The following is a 14,467-nucleotide window of genomic DNA, read 5'->3' as shown; positions in this document are numbered from 1 at the left end:
CAACATCATGAGCACGAAGAAAAACGAAAGCCTTCTGGACATCTTGGGCGACAAGTTTCTGGTAGATCGCTTGACAACTGCCATTGCTGGCGATGTAGCAGGGCTAATCGATCACTTGACCGATAAAGGCGAGGGCCGAGTCGCGACTGGCAGCGCGGTCAAGGAGATGGCCCAATCTGTAAAAAAGCACCTTCTGACGACAACTGGAGCCGCCGAAGTGCTGGTTGCCGAACTTCAGCATTATGGGGGAAATGCCCTGGCCAATCTTGCCAGGGGGAAAGGCGTGCCGTACGTCGAACTCCTGAGCGACACATTGGATTACCTGGGGCACAAGGGGCCGCGTGATAAGCAGATCCATTTGCTTGAAGACAGCCTTCTGATACAGGAGCTTGAGATTATTTGGGATGGGGAGAGCGGTGCGGGTCAGCTGGTAATCGCAAATTGGCTGGGCATCCAGCCCGTCTTCACGGAAGCAAAGAAGGCACTTGAGAATTCGGCCGGGCGCCTTCGTTTTGCCGAGTACCTTTGCGGTGACAAGGTGAACAACTCACTCTTGCACTCCCCGTCAGATGTCATCGAGGAAGGTGCGACGGCAGTCGGGGGGCGTGGAGGGTTCGCAGGCGCTTTGTTCGGGAAGGTTGTCGGCAGGAGCCTGAATGATGTCGTCCCCGAATCGCTACGCGCGAAGCTCGGTTCAGCGCTTTCCTCGCATCGCGTGACACTTCCCTGCATTAACTTTTTGATCTTAATGCGTCTCCGCCAAGAAGAAGGGAGTCGTTCGCAGTCGAGACCCATAACGCTCGCCGAGCAAGGTGCAGCCGCGGACATTGGTGTTGGGAATTCTTTGAATATCCAGGATGGCGAGGGAAATCACGCTATCTCGGTCATGCAGGCAGCGCTATCAGCGCTGCCCGAGAATTCTGTGTTGCTGGACAACAAGAAGTCAGGCATTAGTCGACTATCCCCGCTAATGCAGGTCGCCCCTACAGCAGTTATGGCTAACGAAGTAAATGGCGAAAGGTTCATGAAAGTCGTAATCGATGGGCCGCTAAAGCTGGCCAAGGATGGCAATGGCTATCGTGGCTGGAGCCACGACGGCAGGCAGATCACGGAGCAGGCTCGTCTTTTTGATGGTGACCTGAGCCAAGTGGTCAATGCCGGCGCCTTGTTCAACGTCGCCTCCTTCGCGTTGGCGCAGAAGCACCTCGCGGATATCAGCGCCAAGCTAGATGAAATTAAGTTGGGTGTGGACAGGATTGCATCATTCCAAAAGCGCGAGCGAGAGGCCGAGATCTCCTCAGCGATTGACTACCTGCAGCAGATTTCCTCGCCTATTCTTCAGGGCGAGTTGCGTGCGGCGTTGGAGCAGAAGCTCGAGGATGCGGAATCCAACCTGCTAAAGGTGCAAAATCACCTCAGATCGGACCTGAGTGCGGTAAGCGGTGGCATCCAGAATGCTAGGGATGACGGCAAATTCGGCATGAGTTCGTTCCGAGAGAAGCTTACAGGGCTGCAAAGCGACTTCTACGAGCTATCCCATCAATGGAAACTCTGTCTTGCCGCACGAATGATGGCCTGTCGTCTGCTGTGCAACTTCCAAGGTGTTCAGGCGACCGTCCGTCACCGGGAAGCCGTCATCCGCGCGGATCTGGAGCATATGCTTGGCAGCGCCGGCATGATCGCGCAGATCGAGATAGCCATTGAAGGTCATCTGGCCCGGTTTTCCTCCTCCCTCGGCGACAGCCGCATTGAACTGCAGGCCAACCGCGAGCTGGTCCAAATTGCTCGTCAGGCCACTCTTCCTTCTCTTCGGACTGAGACGCTACAACTTGCCAGCAGCTTCGACGCGATGATGCTCGACAACATGCAACCAGTCGAGTTGCTGGTAGCGCTGAGGAATGGCGAAATCTGCGAGGCTGCTGTTCTCTGACTGCCTTCAAGCGAACTTGGTGAGGTTGCCAGGTTCACTCATCGGGTTACAAATCAGACACAGTCCGCCAGCGCCGAATACTGCATCGGCCGCTAAACTGCGCGACCCGTTTCCGCATTCGACAAAGGATCCCGCCATGACCTCCATCACCACGCCGTCCGGCCTGCGGTACGAAGACACCGTCGTCGGCACGGGCAAGGAAGCGCAGCCCGGCCGCAACGTGACCGTGCACTACACGGGCTGGTTGTACGAGAACGGCGAGCAGGGCGCGAAGTTCGATTCGAGCAAGGATCGCGACGAGCCCTTCATCTTTCCGCTGGGCGGCGGCATGGTCATCAAAGGCTGGGACGAGGGCGTGCAGGGCATGAAGGAAGGCGGCCAGCGTACGCTGATCATCCCGGCCAACCTGGGTTACGGCGCACGCGGCGCCGGTGGCGTCATTCCGCCCAACGCGACGCTGAAGTTCGACGTCGAGCTGCTGGGCGCCTGACACCGGCGCCATATGCAAAGGGGACGCACGGTGCTGGATCGAATCCACCGTGCCGGGTCCCCGTCCTTGAACGTCTTCCCCCCGGATCGCGGGCGATAGATAACCGAAGCCCACCCGTGCCAGGCGCCCGGCCTTGAGCCATCACGGCTGCAATGGCGGCCTGATCGACCACACCTGGCCGGGCAGGCCAGGCCGTAGGGCCCGGGTGGCTGCTTGGGCGTGCAGCCCCCGGCGCGCGGACGCGGGTTCAAGTTAACCGCCGCGCAGCCGCTGATATCAGGCTGTCACCGTCGATTCGGGCGGTGGCGGCCCTGCCTGTCCCGCCATCCAATTGCGCACGTCGTCCGTGTCTCCATCGGCCGCGGTGGGTGTGCGGGCCGTCCGTCCACGTCCTGATCCGGACTTCGAACGCCTGATGATCGCCACGCTTCTCGTCGGCATGCTGTGTGTCTACCTGTTGAGCTTCACGGCGATGTTCCTGCTCATCAGCAGGCGCCTGGGGGCCGAGAAGATGGGCACGGATGCGTTCGCCGTGGGCAACCTCACCCTCGGCGCGGCGTACGTGCTGCAGCTGCTGGAAGGGCCGGCGGGCTTGAGCTGGATGAGCGTGGTCAATCACGCGCTCACGCTCTGCGCGCTGCTGGCGTACAGCGTCGGCGGTCTGCGCTTCTTCGGTCGGCCGTTTCCGTTGCGCTGGCCGCTGGCGGCGCTTGGACTGGGCTACGCGGCTGCACAGGTTCTGGTGGAGTGGGTCTGGGGGCCCGTGGCGCGCTACGCGATGCTCTCCGCGGCTTGCGCACTCTGGTTCGCGGCCATGGTGGTCGTGCTGCTGGCGGGGCTGCGCACGTTCGCCCGCGATTTTCGCGGCGAGGCGCTGCTGTTCGCCGCGCTGATCGCCGGCATCGGTGTGTTGAACGTGCTCAAGCTGGCCAGGCTGCTGGCCGGTGGCCTGGCGGCGCTGAACATGGAAGGCCAGTTCCAGGTGGTCTTCTACGTCTACATGTGCTCGCTGGCGACCATCATTCCGCCGTTCATCGTCTGGCTGGTGCTGCGTCGCCTGACCGACCAGCTGCGCGACATGGCCGCGCGTGATCCATTGACGCAGTTGCTCAACCGCCGCGGTTTGACCGAGGCGCTGGACGCGCGTCTGCGGCGTCCGAACGCCGGCGCCCGCCTGTTGCTGATCGACGTCGACCACTTCAAGGACATCAACGACCGGCACGGTCACCAGGCCGGCGACGCGGTGCTGTGCGCGCTTGGCGATGTCCTGCGCAGCGCCGTGCGCACGGGCGATCTGGTGTGCCGGATGGGCGGTGAGGAATTCGCCGCCGTCTGCCCGGGCGCTGACGATGCCACCGCACTGCAGGTGGCCGAGCGCATCCGCGCCGCCGTGGCATCGACCGTCCTGCTGCAGGCGCCGGATGGCGAGGCGGTGCACTGCACCGTCACCGTGGGCATCTCCGGGTGCTTCGACGACGTCGCGTCGCGGGCGAAGGCGATGCAGGCGGCGGACGCGGCGCTGTATCGCGGCAAGCACGCGGGACGCAACCGGGTGGCGCAAGAGCACGCGATTCCAAGCGCTTGAGGTGCCGGCCTCACGGCGTGCGGGCGCGCGTTGCTGCGTACCGAAATCGCTGCACGCAGTGGCCCGGCAGCGTCCGGCTCCGGATGCACGTCGTCGCGTCGATCGATGTTCGCCAGCGCCACGCCATCCGCGCATCGCCGAGGCGACGTGTTGCGAGGTGCGGCGCGTCGATTCAGCGCGTGGCGGTCAACGCCAGCCACAAGGCTTCGGCGTCCTGGCCGAGGGGCGCCTTGCGTCGGAACAGGCGGATGTCGACCGGGATGACGCAGGCCGCATCGGCGGACGCGGCGACGAGCGCACCGGTCTGCAGGTCGTCCTCGACCAGCGTGCGTGGCAGCCAGGCGATGCCATCGCCGGCCTTGCACATCTGCCGCAGCGTCGCCGCCAGGTCGGACGTGAAACGGACGACGAAGCGGTCGGTCATCGACGCCAGGTGGGCATTGCCGGCGAGGATTCGCGCCAGGCCGGAGTCGTCGCTATAGGACAGCACGGGCACCGTGCGGGCGCTGCCATCGAGGGACCACTTCGGCCGTCCGCGGGCGCCCGGCGCACTGAAGGGCTGCAGTACGTCCTGGCCGACGGCGACGGAATCGAAGCGCGACGGATCGAGCATCGACCGCATCTGCGGGTGGTGATGGCAGAGCATGAACTGCGCGCCGTCTTCGAGCATCCGGCGTTCGCTTGCGCGCAACGTGTCCGACACCAGCTGGAACGCGCCCGGTGTCGAATCGGGATTCGCCCTGCGGATCCACGCGGGAAAAAAGGTGAACGACAGCGCGTGGGTGGAGACGAACACCAGGGGCGGCTTGCGCAGGCCCGCGACATCCAACGCTTCGTTGCGGGCGGCGTGGATGGCACGTTGCAGCGCGCCGGCGCGATCGCGGAACGCGGCGCCGGCAGGTGTGAGCGCGACGCCCTGGCGGGAGCGTTCGAACAGCGGCGTGCCGACCCAGTCCTCGAGCGCGCGGATCCGTCGGCTGAAAGCCGGCTGCGTGAGATGCCGCATCTCGGCGGCGCGGCGGAAATTCAGCGTGTCCGCCAGCGCCAGGCAATCGTCGATCCAGTTGAGTTCCATGATGCCGATTCTGCATCAGCGCAGCCGAAACGGCATTGGAAAGGCCGGTATCGGCGCGCCTAGGCTTGTGCATGGCATTCGAACCGGCATCACGCCGGGCCATCCCCCACGCCCAGCAGGACCGCCCATGCGCATCACCGACGTCGTCGAAATCACCCAGCCGATCGCCTCGCCCATCCGCAACGCGTACATCGATTTCAGCAGGATGACCGCGAGCCTCGTGGCCGTGGTCACCGACCAGGTACGCGACGGGCGTCGCGTGGTCGGTTACGGCTTCAACTCCAACGGCCGCTACGGCCAGGGCGGCCTGATCCGAGAACGCTTCCGCGATCGCATCCTGCAGGCTGAGCCCGAGTCGCTGCTGGCCGACACCGGCGACAACCTCGATCCCGGCAAGGTCTGGGCGGCGATGATGTCGAACGAGAAGCCCGGCGGCCACGGCGAGCGCTCGGTCGCGGTCGGCACGCTGGACATGGCGATCTGGGATGCGACGGCGAAAATCGCCGGCAAACCGCTGTTCCGGATGCTCGCCGAGCAGGAGGGCGTCGAGGCCGATCCGCGCGTGTTCGTGTATGCCGCCGGTGGCTACTACTACCCGGGCAAGGACAACGGCGCGCTGCGCCAGGAGATGCGCAGTTATCTCGACCGCGGCTACACCGTCGTCAAGATGAAGATCGGCGGCGCGTCGATCGACGAGGACCGTGGCCGCATCGAATCGGTGCTGCAGGAAATCGGCAGTGACGCGCAGCTGGCGGTGGATGCCAACGGCCGCTTCGATCTGGAGACCGGCATCGCCTACGCGAAGATGCTGCGCGACTATCCGCTGTTCTGGTACGAGGAAGTCGGCGATCCGCTCGACTACGCATTGCAGGCCGCGCTGTCCGAGTTCTATCCCGGCGCGATGGCGACTGGCGAGAATCTGTTCTCGCACCAGGACGCGCGCAATCTGCTGCGCTACGGCGGCATGCGCCCGGACCGCGACTATCTGCAGTTCGACTGCGCCTTGTCCTACGGTCTGGTCGAGTACCTGCGCACGCTCGATGTGCTGGAACAGTTCGGCTGGTCGCCGTCGCGCTGCATTCCGCATGGCGGCCACCAGATGTCGCTCAACATCGCGGCGGGCCTCGGCCTGGGCGGCAACGAGAGCTATCCGGATCTGTTCCAGCCGTACGGCGGCTTTCCGGATGGCGTGCAGGTGCAGGACAGCCACATCGTCATGCCCGAACTGCCGGGCATCGGCTTCGAGGGCAAGTCCGACCTGATCCGGGTGATGCGCGACCTCGCGGAATAACGGCGTGTACGTGTCCACGGTCATCCGCGCGGCGGCCGTCGTGACCCGCAGCTGCGCCGGGGCGCGACGTCACTGCTTGCGTGTGTCACGCGCTGGCTGCCACGCGCACTGTCGAGTCGTCGCGCCATGAGGAGTCGACACACGGCCGTCGCGCGTTCCTCGCGTGCCGTCCTCTGAAACGCGTCATTCCCGCGCAGGCGGGAATCCATGGGCCGGCCGTCGACAGTCGACGCTGCGCCACTGGGCGTAGCACCGGGGTCCACCGCGCTTCTGCCCGCGCGACATGACAGCGCCGCTGTATGGGCTCGCTATGCGTGCAGCGCCGCGTCGACGTGGCTGACGAGCGCGACGAACGGTCACCGCGCTCCACCTGCGGGACGCATGCGCACCAATCGCGCGCGGAATCCATGTGGACGAACGGCGACTTCGAGGCTGCCGACGCGCGATCACGGAAACTGCTGCGCGATGCGCATGGCCCCGGACCGTTCGGCGGCGTTGATCGAATCAAGTCGGCCGGAAGCGCGTGTGCGCTGACGAGCGGGCATCGTCGATGCGGGGCTGTTCTTGAACGCTGACGGTGCCAAAGCGAACGCAATCACTGACGATGACAGTTCGCGTCGTACCGGATTCGCGTCCGTTCGCTGACTGCTGGTCCGGACTTGCAGCAGGCAAGGTGCGGTTTCTTGCGTAATCGCGAGCTGACCGTTCCGCCACCGTAGAACCTCATCGAAAGCAGCGGTGCCGGCGAGCCGTCCGCGCGGTGATCATTCGATCCGATCGCTGCGCGTGCGCCGCCGGAGACGCTGCTGATCAAGCGACGTTGAGGCGCCGGACATGCGCTGGATTGAACAGGGCGAGTGTTCACGTGCAGGGCACATGCTTCGACAGACGTGCAGGCGCACGCTGTGCAGACCAGTGCGCAGGGCGTGCGCGACCACCATGCCGATGCAGGCGCCGTCGCATCCCATGGGAATGGACCTGTTCACACAAGCCGCGCCACGTCACGCGGCGTGGGCAGTGGGCGGGACACACTCCGGCCACACCTCATCCGCTGGAGCTTCCCATGCGCAACGTCACCCGTCTTCCGCTCGCCATCGCCATGTCCTCGGTGCTGGCGTTCGCCGTTGGTTGTTCGAACGACCGCACCGCCGACGACACCGCCGCCATGCAGCCCGCCGATCCGGCTGCGCAGACGACGCCGCCGCCGGCCACCACCGGCGCAACCGCGACCGGCGACATGGCGCGTACCGATCCTGCGATGGACAACACCCGTACCGGCATGACGGACGGGTCGGACTCCGAACAGCCCGGCACCGATACGTGGATCACCACGAAAGTGAAGTCGTCGCTGCTCGCCGATTCGGACGTGTCCGGTCTGGATATCGGTGTCGAGACCGTCAACAGCGTGGTCACGCTGACCGGCCAGGTGGATTCGGAAGCGCAGATCATCGAAGCCACCCGCATTGCGCGCGAGATCGAGGGCGTGACCGATGTCCGCACCACCGGTCTGACGGTCGGCGCTGCAAGCCGCTGATTGCGTGCTGCGCGCCGGTCAGGCGCGATCAGCTTTGGATGTACTGAAGCCGCACACCCCCGGGTGTGCGGCTTTTTTGTGGGGCTCGGAGCCATCGATGCCTCGTCTTCCGGTACGGCGGAGTGCATCCCGAATCGAGTCGGGTGCGTGCGCTGGACAAGGCGGCTCGACCATCGCCCGTGACGTCCGGTGCACCCGAGACACGCAGGACCACGATGCAGGCCAAGCCGTCGTCCGTACCGGATACGCGGTGCGTGTTCCGTCGGCGCGGGATGGACCGCACCGTGGCCATCGGTTCCGACGGCTTGCGATCAGGCGGATCGCAAGACTCGAACGGCCGTGACTGCCTCAGGCGCCGACGCGGACGCGTTCGGCGTCCATGTCGGCCAGGGGCCGCACTTCGATGCTGCCGACGCGCGACCATGGGAACTGCTGGGCGATGCGCACCGCCTCGGCATGGTCGGCGGCGTTGATCAGATTGAAGCCGGCCAGCAGCTCGTGCGTTTCGGCGAACGGACCATCGGTGATACGGGTCTGGCCATCGCGCGTGCGCACGGTGCGCGCAGTGTCGACCGGCTCCAGCTTCTGCGACAGCACCAGGGTGCCCGCGGCCTGCAAGGCATCGGCGTGGTGCAGGCAGTCGCGCATCAGGCGGTCGTACTCGGCGCCCGGCAGGGCCTGCATCAGGCCGTCATCGATGTAGATCAGCAACAGGAATTGCATCGGCGGACCAGCGTTGGGGGTGAAGCGGCATGATGCCGCAGCCCGCCCGCGGCCTGTGTTGCAGCGCCGCAGCAGGGGTGCCGTGCAGCCGCTCCAGCGGCTGGAAAAATATTTCAGCGGCGCGTGTCGATTTCCGTCCTGCTGGTACGTCGACTCCAGTGAACGGCCCGGATGTCGGGCTGGCAGACAGGAGCATTCCGTGAAAGTCATCGTGCTGGTGAAGGCCACTGCGGCCACCGAGGCCGGTCAATTGCCGACCGAGCAGGACCTCCGCGCCATGGGCGCCTACAACGCACAGCTGGTGCAGGCCGGCATCCTGCTGGCCGGCGAGGGCCTGCACCCGACGTCGCGCGGTCGACGCGTCGCCTTCGGTGCCGACGCACCGCGGGTGATTGACGGTCCATTCGCGGAAACCCGCGAGCTGGTCTGCGGATTCTGGCTCTGGCAGGTGCGCTCGCTGGACGAGGCCACCGAATGGCTCAAGCGCGCCCCGTTCGGCCCTGGCGATGTGGTCGAGTTGCGTCCGATCTTCGGCGACGAGGATTTCGGCGATGCGCTGACCCCCGAGCTGCGGGCGCAGGAACGGCGCCTGCGCGAGCAGATCGGCGCCGCCCACTGATTCCCCCGTATCCCTGGAGCATTCCCATGAAACTGATTCCATTCCTCGGCTTCAACGGCCAGACCCACGACGCGATGGCCTTCTACGCGCAGGTGCTGGGCGGCAAGGTCACCTCGGAAATGACGTACCGCGACATGCCGCCGATGGAAGGCCCGGAGGGCTGTGGCGGCATGCCGCCCGACACGCTGGATCACGTCGCGCACAGCCAGCTGGAAGTGGGCACGGCGATCCTGATGGCCGCCGATGGCCCGCCTTCGAGCGGCGAGGGCAGCACCACGATCAACATCGAGGTCGAGTCGATCGAAGAGGCCGAGCGCGTCTTCGCGGCGCTGGCCGACGGCGGCGAGATCCGGATGCCGATCGCCGAAACGTTCTGGGCCCATCGCTGGGGCTGCCTGCTGGACCGCTACGGCACGCCGTGGATGGTCAACTGCATGAAACAACCCTGATTCTTCGCCGGTTCGACTACAGGAGTACGCGCATGTCCGCTTCGCAGCAGATGATCTTCGTCAATCTTCCGGTGCGCGATCTGGAGGCGTCCAAAGCCTTTTTCGGCGCACTGGGTTACGCCTTCAATCCGACCTTCACCGACGAGAATGCGGCCTGCATGATCGTCAGCGACAGCATCTTCGTGATGCTGTTGATGGAGACCTTCTTCGCCCAGTTCACCTCCCTGCCGATCAGCGATGCACGCACACGGACCGAGGTGATCACCTGCCTGTCGGCCGAAAGCCGCGCCGCGGTCGATGCGCTGGTGGACAAGGCGGTCAAGGCGGGCGCCCGCGAGCCGCAGCCGGCGCGGGACTACGGCTTCATGTACCAGCGCGGCTTCCAGGATCTCGACGGCCACCTGTGGGAGATCGCGCACATGGACGGCGAGCCGGCGTGAGGGCGCGCGACGCGGCTTGTACCTCGACCGTGCCGGTGCTCTGATCGGCCGCATGGACACGGTGCTGGCCCGACGACTGGACACGATCTGGCGCATGGAAGCGCCGGTGTTGATCGCCCGCCTGACCCGCCTGCTGGGCGGCGATGTCGGCCGGGCCGAAGAGCTGGTCCAGGACACCTGGCTGGCCGCGCTGGAGCGCTGGCCCCGCCAGGGCGTGCCGGACAATCCCGGAGCGTGGCTGATGACCACCGCGCGCAACCGCGCCATCGACGTGCTGCGCCAGCACCAGCGCGTGGCCGGCCAGCATGCGCAGTACGGCAGCGAACTGGAGCCGCTGCCGTTGCCCGCGCCGGATGACAGCGACGCCCTGGAAGACGACATCGGCGACGACCTGCTGCGGCTGATGTTCGTGGCCTGCCATCCGGTGCTTGCCGCCGATGCACGTGTGGCGCTGACCCTGCGCCTGCTCGGCGGACTGACCACGGACGAGATCGCACGCGCGTTTCTCGCGCCCGAGCCGACCATCGCCCAGCGCATCGTGCGCGCCAAACGCACACTGGCGCAGAAGCAGGTGACGTTCGAAGTACCGCGCCAGGCCGCGCTGCCGGAGCGTCTGGCCTCGGTGCTGGAGGTGGTCTACCTGATCTTCAACGAGGGCTACGCCGCCAGTGCCGGCGACGACTGGATGCGTCCCGCGCTGTGCGAGGAAGCGCTGCGTCTCGGTCGCGTGCTGGCCGGTCGGCTGCCGACCTGGCCGCAGGTGCTGGGCCTGCTCGCCCTGATGGAACTGCAGGCCTCGCGCACCGCCGCGCGCACCGATGCGACGGGCACCCCGATCCTGCTGCCCGACCAGGACCGCAGCCGCTGGGACTGGCTGCAGATCGCCCGTGGCCAGGCCGCCCTGCAACAGGCGCTGGCACTGGGCGGCAGCGACGATCCGTACGTGCTGCAGGCCGCCATCGCCGAATGCCATGCGCAGGCGCGACGCGCGGAGGCCACCGACTGGACGCGCATGGCGGCGCTGTACACCCGGCTGGCGCAGGTGCAGCCCTCGCCGGTGGTGGAACTCAACCGCGCCGTCGCGGTGTCGCGCGCACAGGGCGCAGCCGCCGCATGGCCACTCGTCGAAGCGCTGGCCGGCGATGCGCGTCTGCGCGACTACGCCCCCCTGGCTGCGGTGCAGGGCGATCTTCTAGCTCAGTTGGGACGCACCGCCGACGCACGCGCCGCATTCGAGCGGGCGGCCGCATTGACCGGCAACGCACGCGAACGCGCGTTGCTGCTGTCGCGTGCGGGGGCAGGCGTGGATTGATGGCGCGATAGACGCGCCGGGTTTCAAAATCGATGCGCGGAACTGGCAACCTGCGGCCTGATCCGCATCTGCAATGCGTGGTCTTGGGAATAACTCGGCTGACGGATCTGTCGACGAAGCTCGCGCGGATCGCGCGGGAACGATCCGCCCGCCGCATTCCATCGATGGCCGCACTCGGCGCGTGGCGCTCCCGGATTCCGTGACGTCGGTCTTGGCTTGCGCATGCGAAGGCTGCGGATGCAGGCCGCGGGCGATAGAGTGCGCAACGCAAGGGGAACGGGCGCAATGCGCAGCGCAGAGCATCGCGCGATGTTTCACGACAGGGGGTGTGGCCGCGACGCGCAATGCGGGCGGCACACATGCAGCAGGACTGCAGCCATGACGCCGGTGCGCAAAACGCGGACAGTGCGGTGCGTCGTGCTGCAACACAGGGAACAGGGGACAACATGGAAGTCGGAACGAGGAGCAGCGCATCGCGCCTGCTCCGGGTGGGCGTCGCCGCTGCGGTGATCGTCGGGGTGGCGGGTGCTCTCGCAGCCTGTGCCTTCGTGGACACACGGCTGAACCCACCCAAGTACGTCCAGCCGGATGACGGGCCCCGCGCACGCGTCCGTGTGGTGGCAGCGCAGGGCAACGTGCAGGTTCAGCCGGGCACGCACTGCGTGCGACCGCCGTTCGAAGGCGCGGGCTCTGTGGGAACACCCGCTATGGGCGGTCCGCGTGCGTGGGATCTCGGCATGCCGAAGCCTGCGGATCTGCGTCACCGCTCCGAACTCTACGCGCGCGCAGGCGAGCCTCTGCTGGTGCACTTGAACGTGCCGGCCAGCGGCGGTGGCTGTCCGTCCGCGCCGCCGTCGGGTTCGGGGGTCCGGACGATCTGCACGCCCGCACCGATGGTGGCGGGGTGTCACACCGCCCTGAGTTTCGTGCCGGCCGCGGACGTGGATTACCAGATCACCTTGCAGCGTGTCGCCGGCCGCTGCAGCGCGTGGCTGGAGGTCATCGAGCAGGACGAAAGCGACCGCATCCGCATGCGTTCGATCCCGGGCACGGAAGCACAGCCCTGTACCGGCAACACCACTGGAGACGACACATGATCAATCGCCCCGCCCACCTCGGCCGCCTGTCCCTCGCACTGTCGCTGGGCGCCGCCCTTGCAGGCTGCGCCACCACCAGGGCGCCCGCGCCGCCGTCACCGCCCCAGGCGCCGCTGACCGTAATCAGCAAGAGCGCGCTCACGGCGGATCCTGTGCTGCGCGTGGTCACCCGTGGCGATACGGCATCCGCAGCCGGATTGAGCGCCGTTGCCGGCGTGCTGGGCGCCTTCAGCGGGCGGCAGATCACCACGTTCAACAAGGAACAGCTTCGCGGCACGGCGGTCGAAAGCCGGCCCAATCCGAGCGGGCCGTTGCGCGAAGCGCTGCAGACGGGCCTGATCGAATACGCGCAGGCGCACCCGAGCCTGGCACCGCCGGAGCGGTTCGAGCTGCATCACGGCACCTGGCTGCTCGTCTACGAGGAGCTCGGCAACGGCAGCACGCCCTACGAACTGCGTTTCGACGTCTCGCTGCGTGGTGAGCCTGCCGGGCTGGGGAGCGCATCGTTGTCGCCGGTCGTGCAGACCTGCAAGCCGGCGCCGGTCGCGCATCCGCTCGAAGACTGGCAGCGAGACGGGTACGCACTGGTCGACACGGTCGCGCAGCGGTATGTGGCGCAATGCGCGGCGGAATTCGCCGGCGCGTTCCCGGTGGCGTTCGGGGCCGACCGCCTGTCGGAAATGACCGAGGCTGTCGCCGCGCCCTGACGGGTCAGCCGTGCGTGGGCACCGGCGCCTGCCGGCGCTCGCGACCCTGTTCAGGCTGGAAACAAAACCCTCGGTTTGCCCGTCGGTCAGGCGCATACTGCCGGCCTCCATCCAGCGGCCATGCACATGATTGATCCGATTCCGTTGGAAGACCTGGCGCTGCTGGATGTGCTGCAGCAGATCAGTCAGGCCAGCGCATCGCTGATGGTGGAAACCGAGATGACGCGGCGTCTGGTCGACAGCGCGCTGGTGGAAGAGCACGAAGACGGTGTCCAGCTGACCCACGCCGGCATCGCGCTGTGCAAGTCGCTGCAGCACCGGGTGGCGGCCGACAAGCTGGCGAGCGAAATCATCGACAAGCGCGAGAGCGCTGCCGAGAGCACGCGCCCGCTTCCGGGGGAACGTCCGCCGGTCGAGCCGCCGACGCTTCCGTAACGCAAGGCGCGCCTCTGGAGTTCGGCATCGCCTACCGCATGCCGGAACGGCGCGACGACGCTCGCGGCATCGCAACCGCTGTCGTCCGTAACGGGACGTTGCAGGCGGATGCGCGATCGTATCGGCCCGGTATGTCGTCGATCGATCCGCCGGACGCCCACGTCACGGCGGTGCCCTCGATGCGCCGCGATACGGAACCTGCATGCACGCATTGCGACACCAGGCGGCCGCGCCCGCACCTTCGACGACGCCGGCATGAGCCGCCTGCCTGCAGACCGCGCGCATCGCGTGCGCGCGTTCGTCGCCGACACCACCGCGCTGGTGCTGTTCTTCACCGTGACCGGTGCACTCAACGAACGGTTCGTCTCCGGCATGCGTTGGGACGAAGTGCTCAACGCACGCCTGCTGGGCGCGGCCTTGATGATTCCCGTCGCCCGGCCGTACGGCATGTGGCGTGACTGGCTGATGCGTCGCGCGCGTCCCACGCGCTGGTCGCGCATCGCCTGGGACAGCATCGCGCTGGTGACGTTCCAGGTGCCGATCTATGCCGCGATCATCGCGATCAGCGGCGCATCGGGCCGGGGCCTCGTACTCGGCATCCTCGGTGCCACCGCGATCATGCTGGTGTCGGGGCGGCCCTACGGCGCGTTCCTCAACTGGGTGCGACGCCGGTTCGGCTTGCCGCCCGGCGGCGAGAAGCCGATGAGTCTGCAGACATGACGTTCTGCGCGGAGACCGGATTCGTCGTTCGCGCCGAGCGGAACCGCAACAGATCTGAAG

Annotated in this window: 15 protein-coding genes; 13 read left to right on the top strand and 2 right to left on the bottom strand. The window is 66.5% G+C overall.

What is annotated here, in order from left to right:
• The first annotated feature begins 7 nt into the window (after positions 1 to 7).
• From AC3A5K_RS07775 to AC3A5K_RS07765, 3 genes are all read left to right on the top strand, one after another.
• The gene (locus AC3A5K_RS07775) at positions 8 to 1,930 is read left to right on the top strand and encodes a YaaW family protein (protein ID WP_487616915.1); all 1,923 of its coding nucleotides are present in this window, start codon (positions 8 to 10) and stop codon (positions 1,928 to 1,930) included.
• Positions 1,931 to 2,066: 136 nt separating this feature from the next.
• Positions 2,067 to 2,420: an FKBP-type peptidyl-prolyl cis-trans isomerase gene (locus AC3A5K_RS07770; protein WP_487616914.1), complete on the top strand. Its 354-nt coding sequence runs from the start codon at positions 2,067 to 2,069 to the stop codon at positions 2,418 to 2,420.
• A gap of 415 nt (positions 2,421 to 2,835) precedes the next feature.
• Entirely contained in the window at positions 2,836 to 4,005 is a 1,170-nt protein-coding gene (locus tag AC3A5K_RS07765; protein ID WP_487616913.1) for a GGDEF domain-containing protein, read from the top strand.
• Positions 4,006 to 4,177: 172 nt separating this feature from the next.
• On the opposite strand, the gene AC3A5K_RS07760 is transcribed toward AC3A5K_RS07765, so the two are convergent.
• Positions 4,178 to 5,080: a LysR family transcriptional regulator gene (locus AC3A5K_RS07760; RefSeq protein ID WP_487616912.1), complete on the bottom strand. Its 903-nt coding sequence runs from the start codon at positions 5,078 to 5,080 to the stop codon at positions 4,178 to 4,180.
• Between the two features lie 127 nt (positions 5,081 to 5,207).
• Here AC3A5K_RS07760 and AC3A5K_RS07755 point away from each other — a divergent pair, with 127 nt between their 5' ends.
• Positions 5,208 to 6,371 carry a mandelate racemase/muconate lactonizing enzyme family protein gene (locus AC3A5K_RS07755; protein WP_487616911.1) on the top strand — a complete coding sequence of 388 codons (1,164 nt, stop codon included), beginning with the start codon at positions 5,208 to 5,210 and terminating at the stop codon, positions 6,369 to 6,371.
• 1,063 nt (positions 6,372 to 7,434) lie between these two features.
• Positions 7,435 to 7,905, top strand: a complete 471-nt coding sequence (locus AC3A5K_RS07750; RefSeq protein WP_487616910.1) for a BON domain-containing protein — start codon at positions 7,435 to 7,437, stop codon at positions 7,903 to 7,905.
• A gap of 348 nt (positions 7,906 to 8,253) precedes the next feature.
• Here the strand turns inward: AC3A5K_RS07750 and AC3A5K_RS07745 are convergent, their stop codons facing one another.
• Positions 8,254 to 8,628 carry a YciI family protein gene (locus tag AC3A5K_RS07745; protein WP_487616909.1) on the bottom strand — a complete coding sequence of 125 codons (375 nt, stop codon included), beginning with the start codon at positions 8,626 to 8,628 and terminating at the stop codon, positions 8,254 to 8,256.
• Between the two features lie 199 nt (positions 8,629 to 8,827).
• Between AC3A5K_RS07745 and AC3A5K_RS07740 the strand changes: the two genes are divergently transcribed.
• From AC3A5K_RS07740 to alaE, 8 genes are all read left to right on the top strand, one after another.
• The gene (locus AC3A5K_RS07740; RefSeq protein ID WP_487616908.1) at positions 8,828 to 9,247 is read left to right on the top strand and encodes a YciI family protein; all 420 of its coding nucleotides are present in this window, start codon (positions 8,828 to 8,830) and stop codon (positions 9,245 to 9,247) included.
• 26 nt (positions 9,248 to 9,273) lie between these two features.
• Entirely contained in the window at positions 9,274 to 9,696 is a 423-nt protein-coding gene (locus AC3A5K_RS07735) for a VOC family protein (protein ID WP_487616907.1), read from the top strand.
• A gap of 32 nt (positions 9,697 to 9,728) precedes the next feature.
• Positions 9,729 to 10,136 carry a VOC family protein gene (locus tag AC3A5K_RS07730; RefSeq protein WP_487616906.1) on the top strand — a complete coding sequence of 136 codons (408 nt, stop codon included), beginning with the start codon at positions 9,729 to 9,731 and terminating at the stop codon, positions 10,134 to 10,136.
• A 52-nt stretch (positions 10,137 to 10,188) separates the two neighbouring features.
• The gene (locus AC3A5K_RS07725) at positions 10,189 to 11,448 is read left to right on the top strand and encodes an RNA polymerase sigma factor (protein WP_487616905.1); all 1,260 of its coding nucleotides are present in this window, start codon (positions 10,189 to 10,191) and stop codon (positions 11,446 to 11,448) included.
• A 359-nt stretch (positions 11,449 to 11,807) separates the two neighbouring features.
• Positions 11,808 to 12,545 carry a hypothetical protein gene (locus tag AC3A5K_RS07720; RefSeq protein WP_487616904.1) on the top strand — a complete coding sequence of 246 codons (738 nt, stop codon included), beginning with the start codon at positions 11,808 to 11,810 and terminating at the stop codon, positions 12,543 to 12,545.
• Complete coding sequence (locus AC3A5K_RS07715; RefSeq protein ID WP_487616903.1) at positions 12,542 to 13,252, top strand: hypothetical protein; 711 nt, start codon at positions 12,542 to 12,544, stop codon at positions 13,250 to 13,252. Before AC3A5K_RS07720 ends, AC3A5K_RS07715 begins: the two co-directional genes overlap by 4 nt.
• Positions 13,253 to 13,378: 126 nt before the next feature.
• On the top strand, positions 13,379 to 13,687 hold the full coding sequence (locus AC3A5K_RS07710) for a hypothetical protein (RefSeq protein WP_487616902.1): 309 nt from the start codon (positions 13,379 to 13,381) through the stop codon (positions 13,685 to 13,687).
• A gap of 255 nt (positions 13,688 to 13,942) precedes the next feature.
• A complete protein-coding gene (gene alaE / locus AC3A5K_RS07705) occupies positions 13,943 to 14,407 on the top strand; it encodes an L-alanine exporter AlaE (protein ID WP_487616901.1) in 465 nt (154 codons plus the stop codon).
• Positions 14,408 to 14,467: the final 60 nt, after the last annotated feature.

Source organism: Luteimonas sp. Soil_C_5, assembly GCF_057656615.1.
Note: the sequence above shows the minus strand (reverse complement) of the source record. Positions and strands in the feature narration are given on the sequence as shown.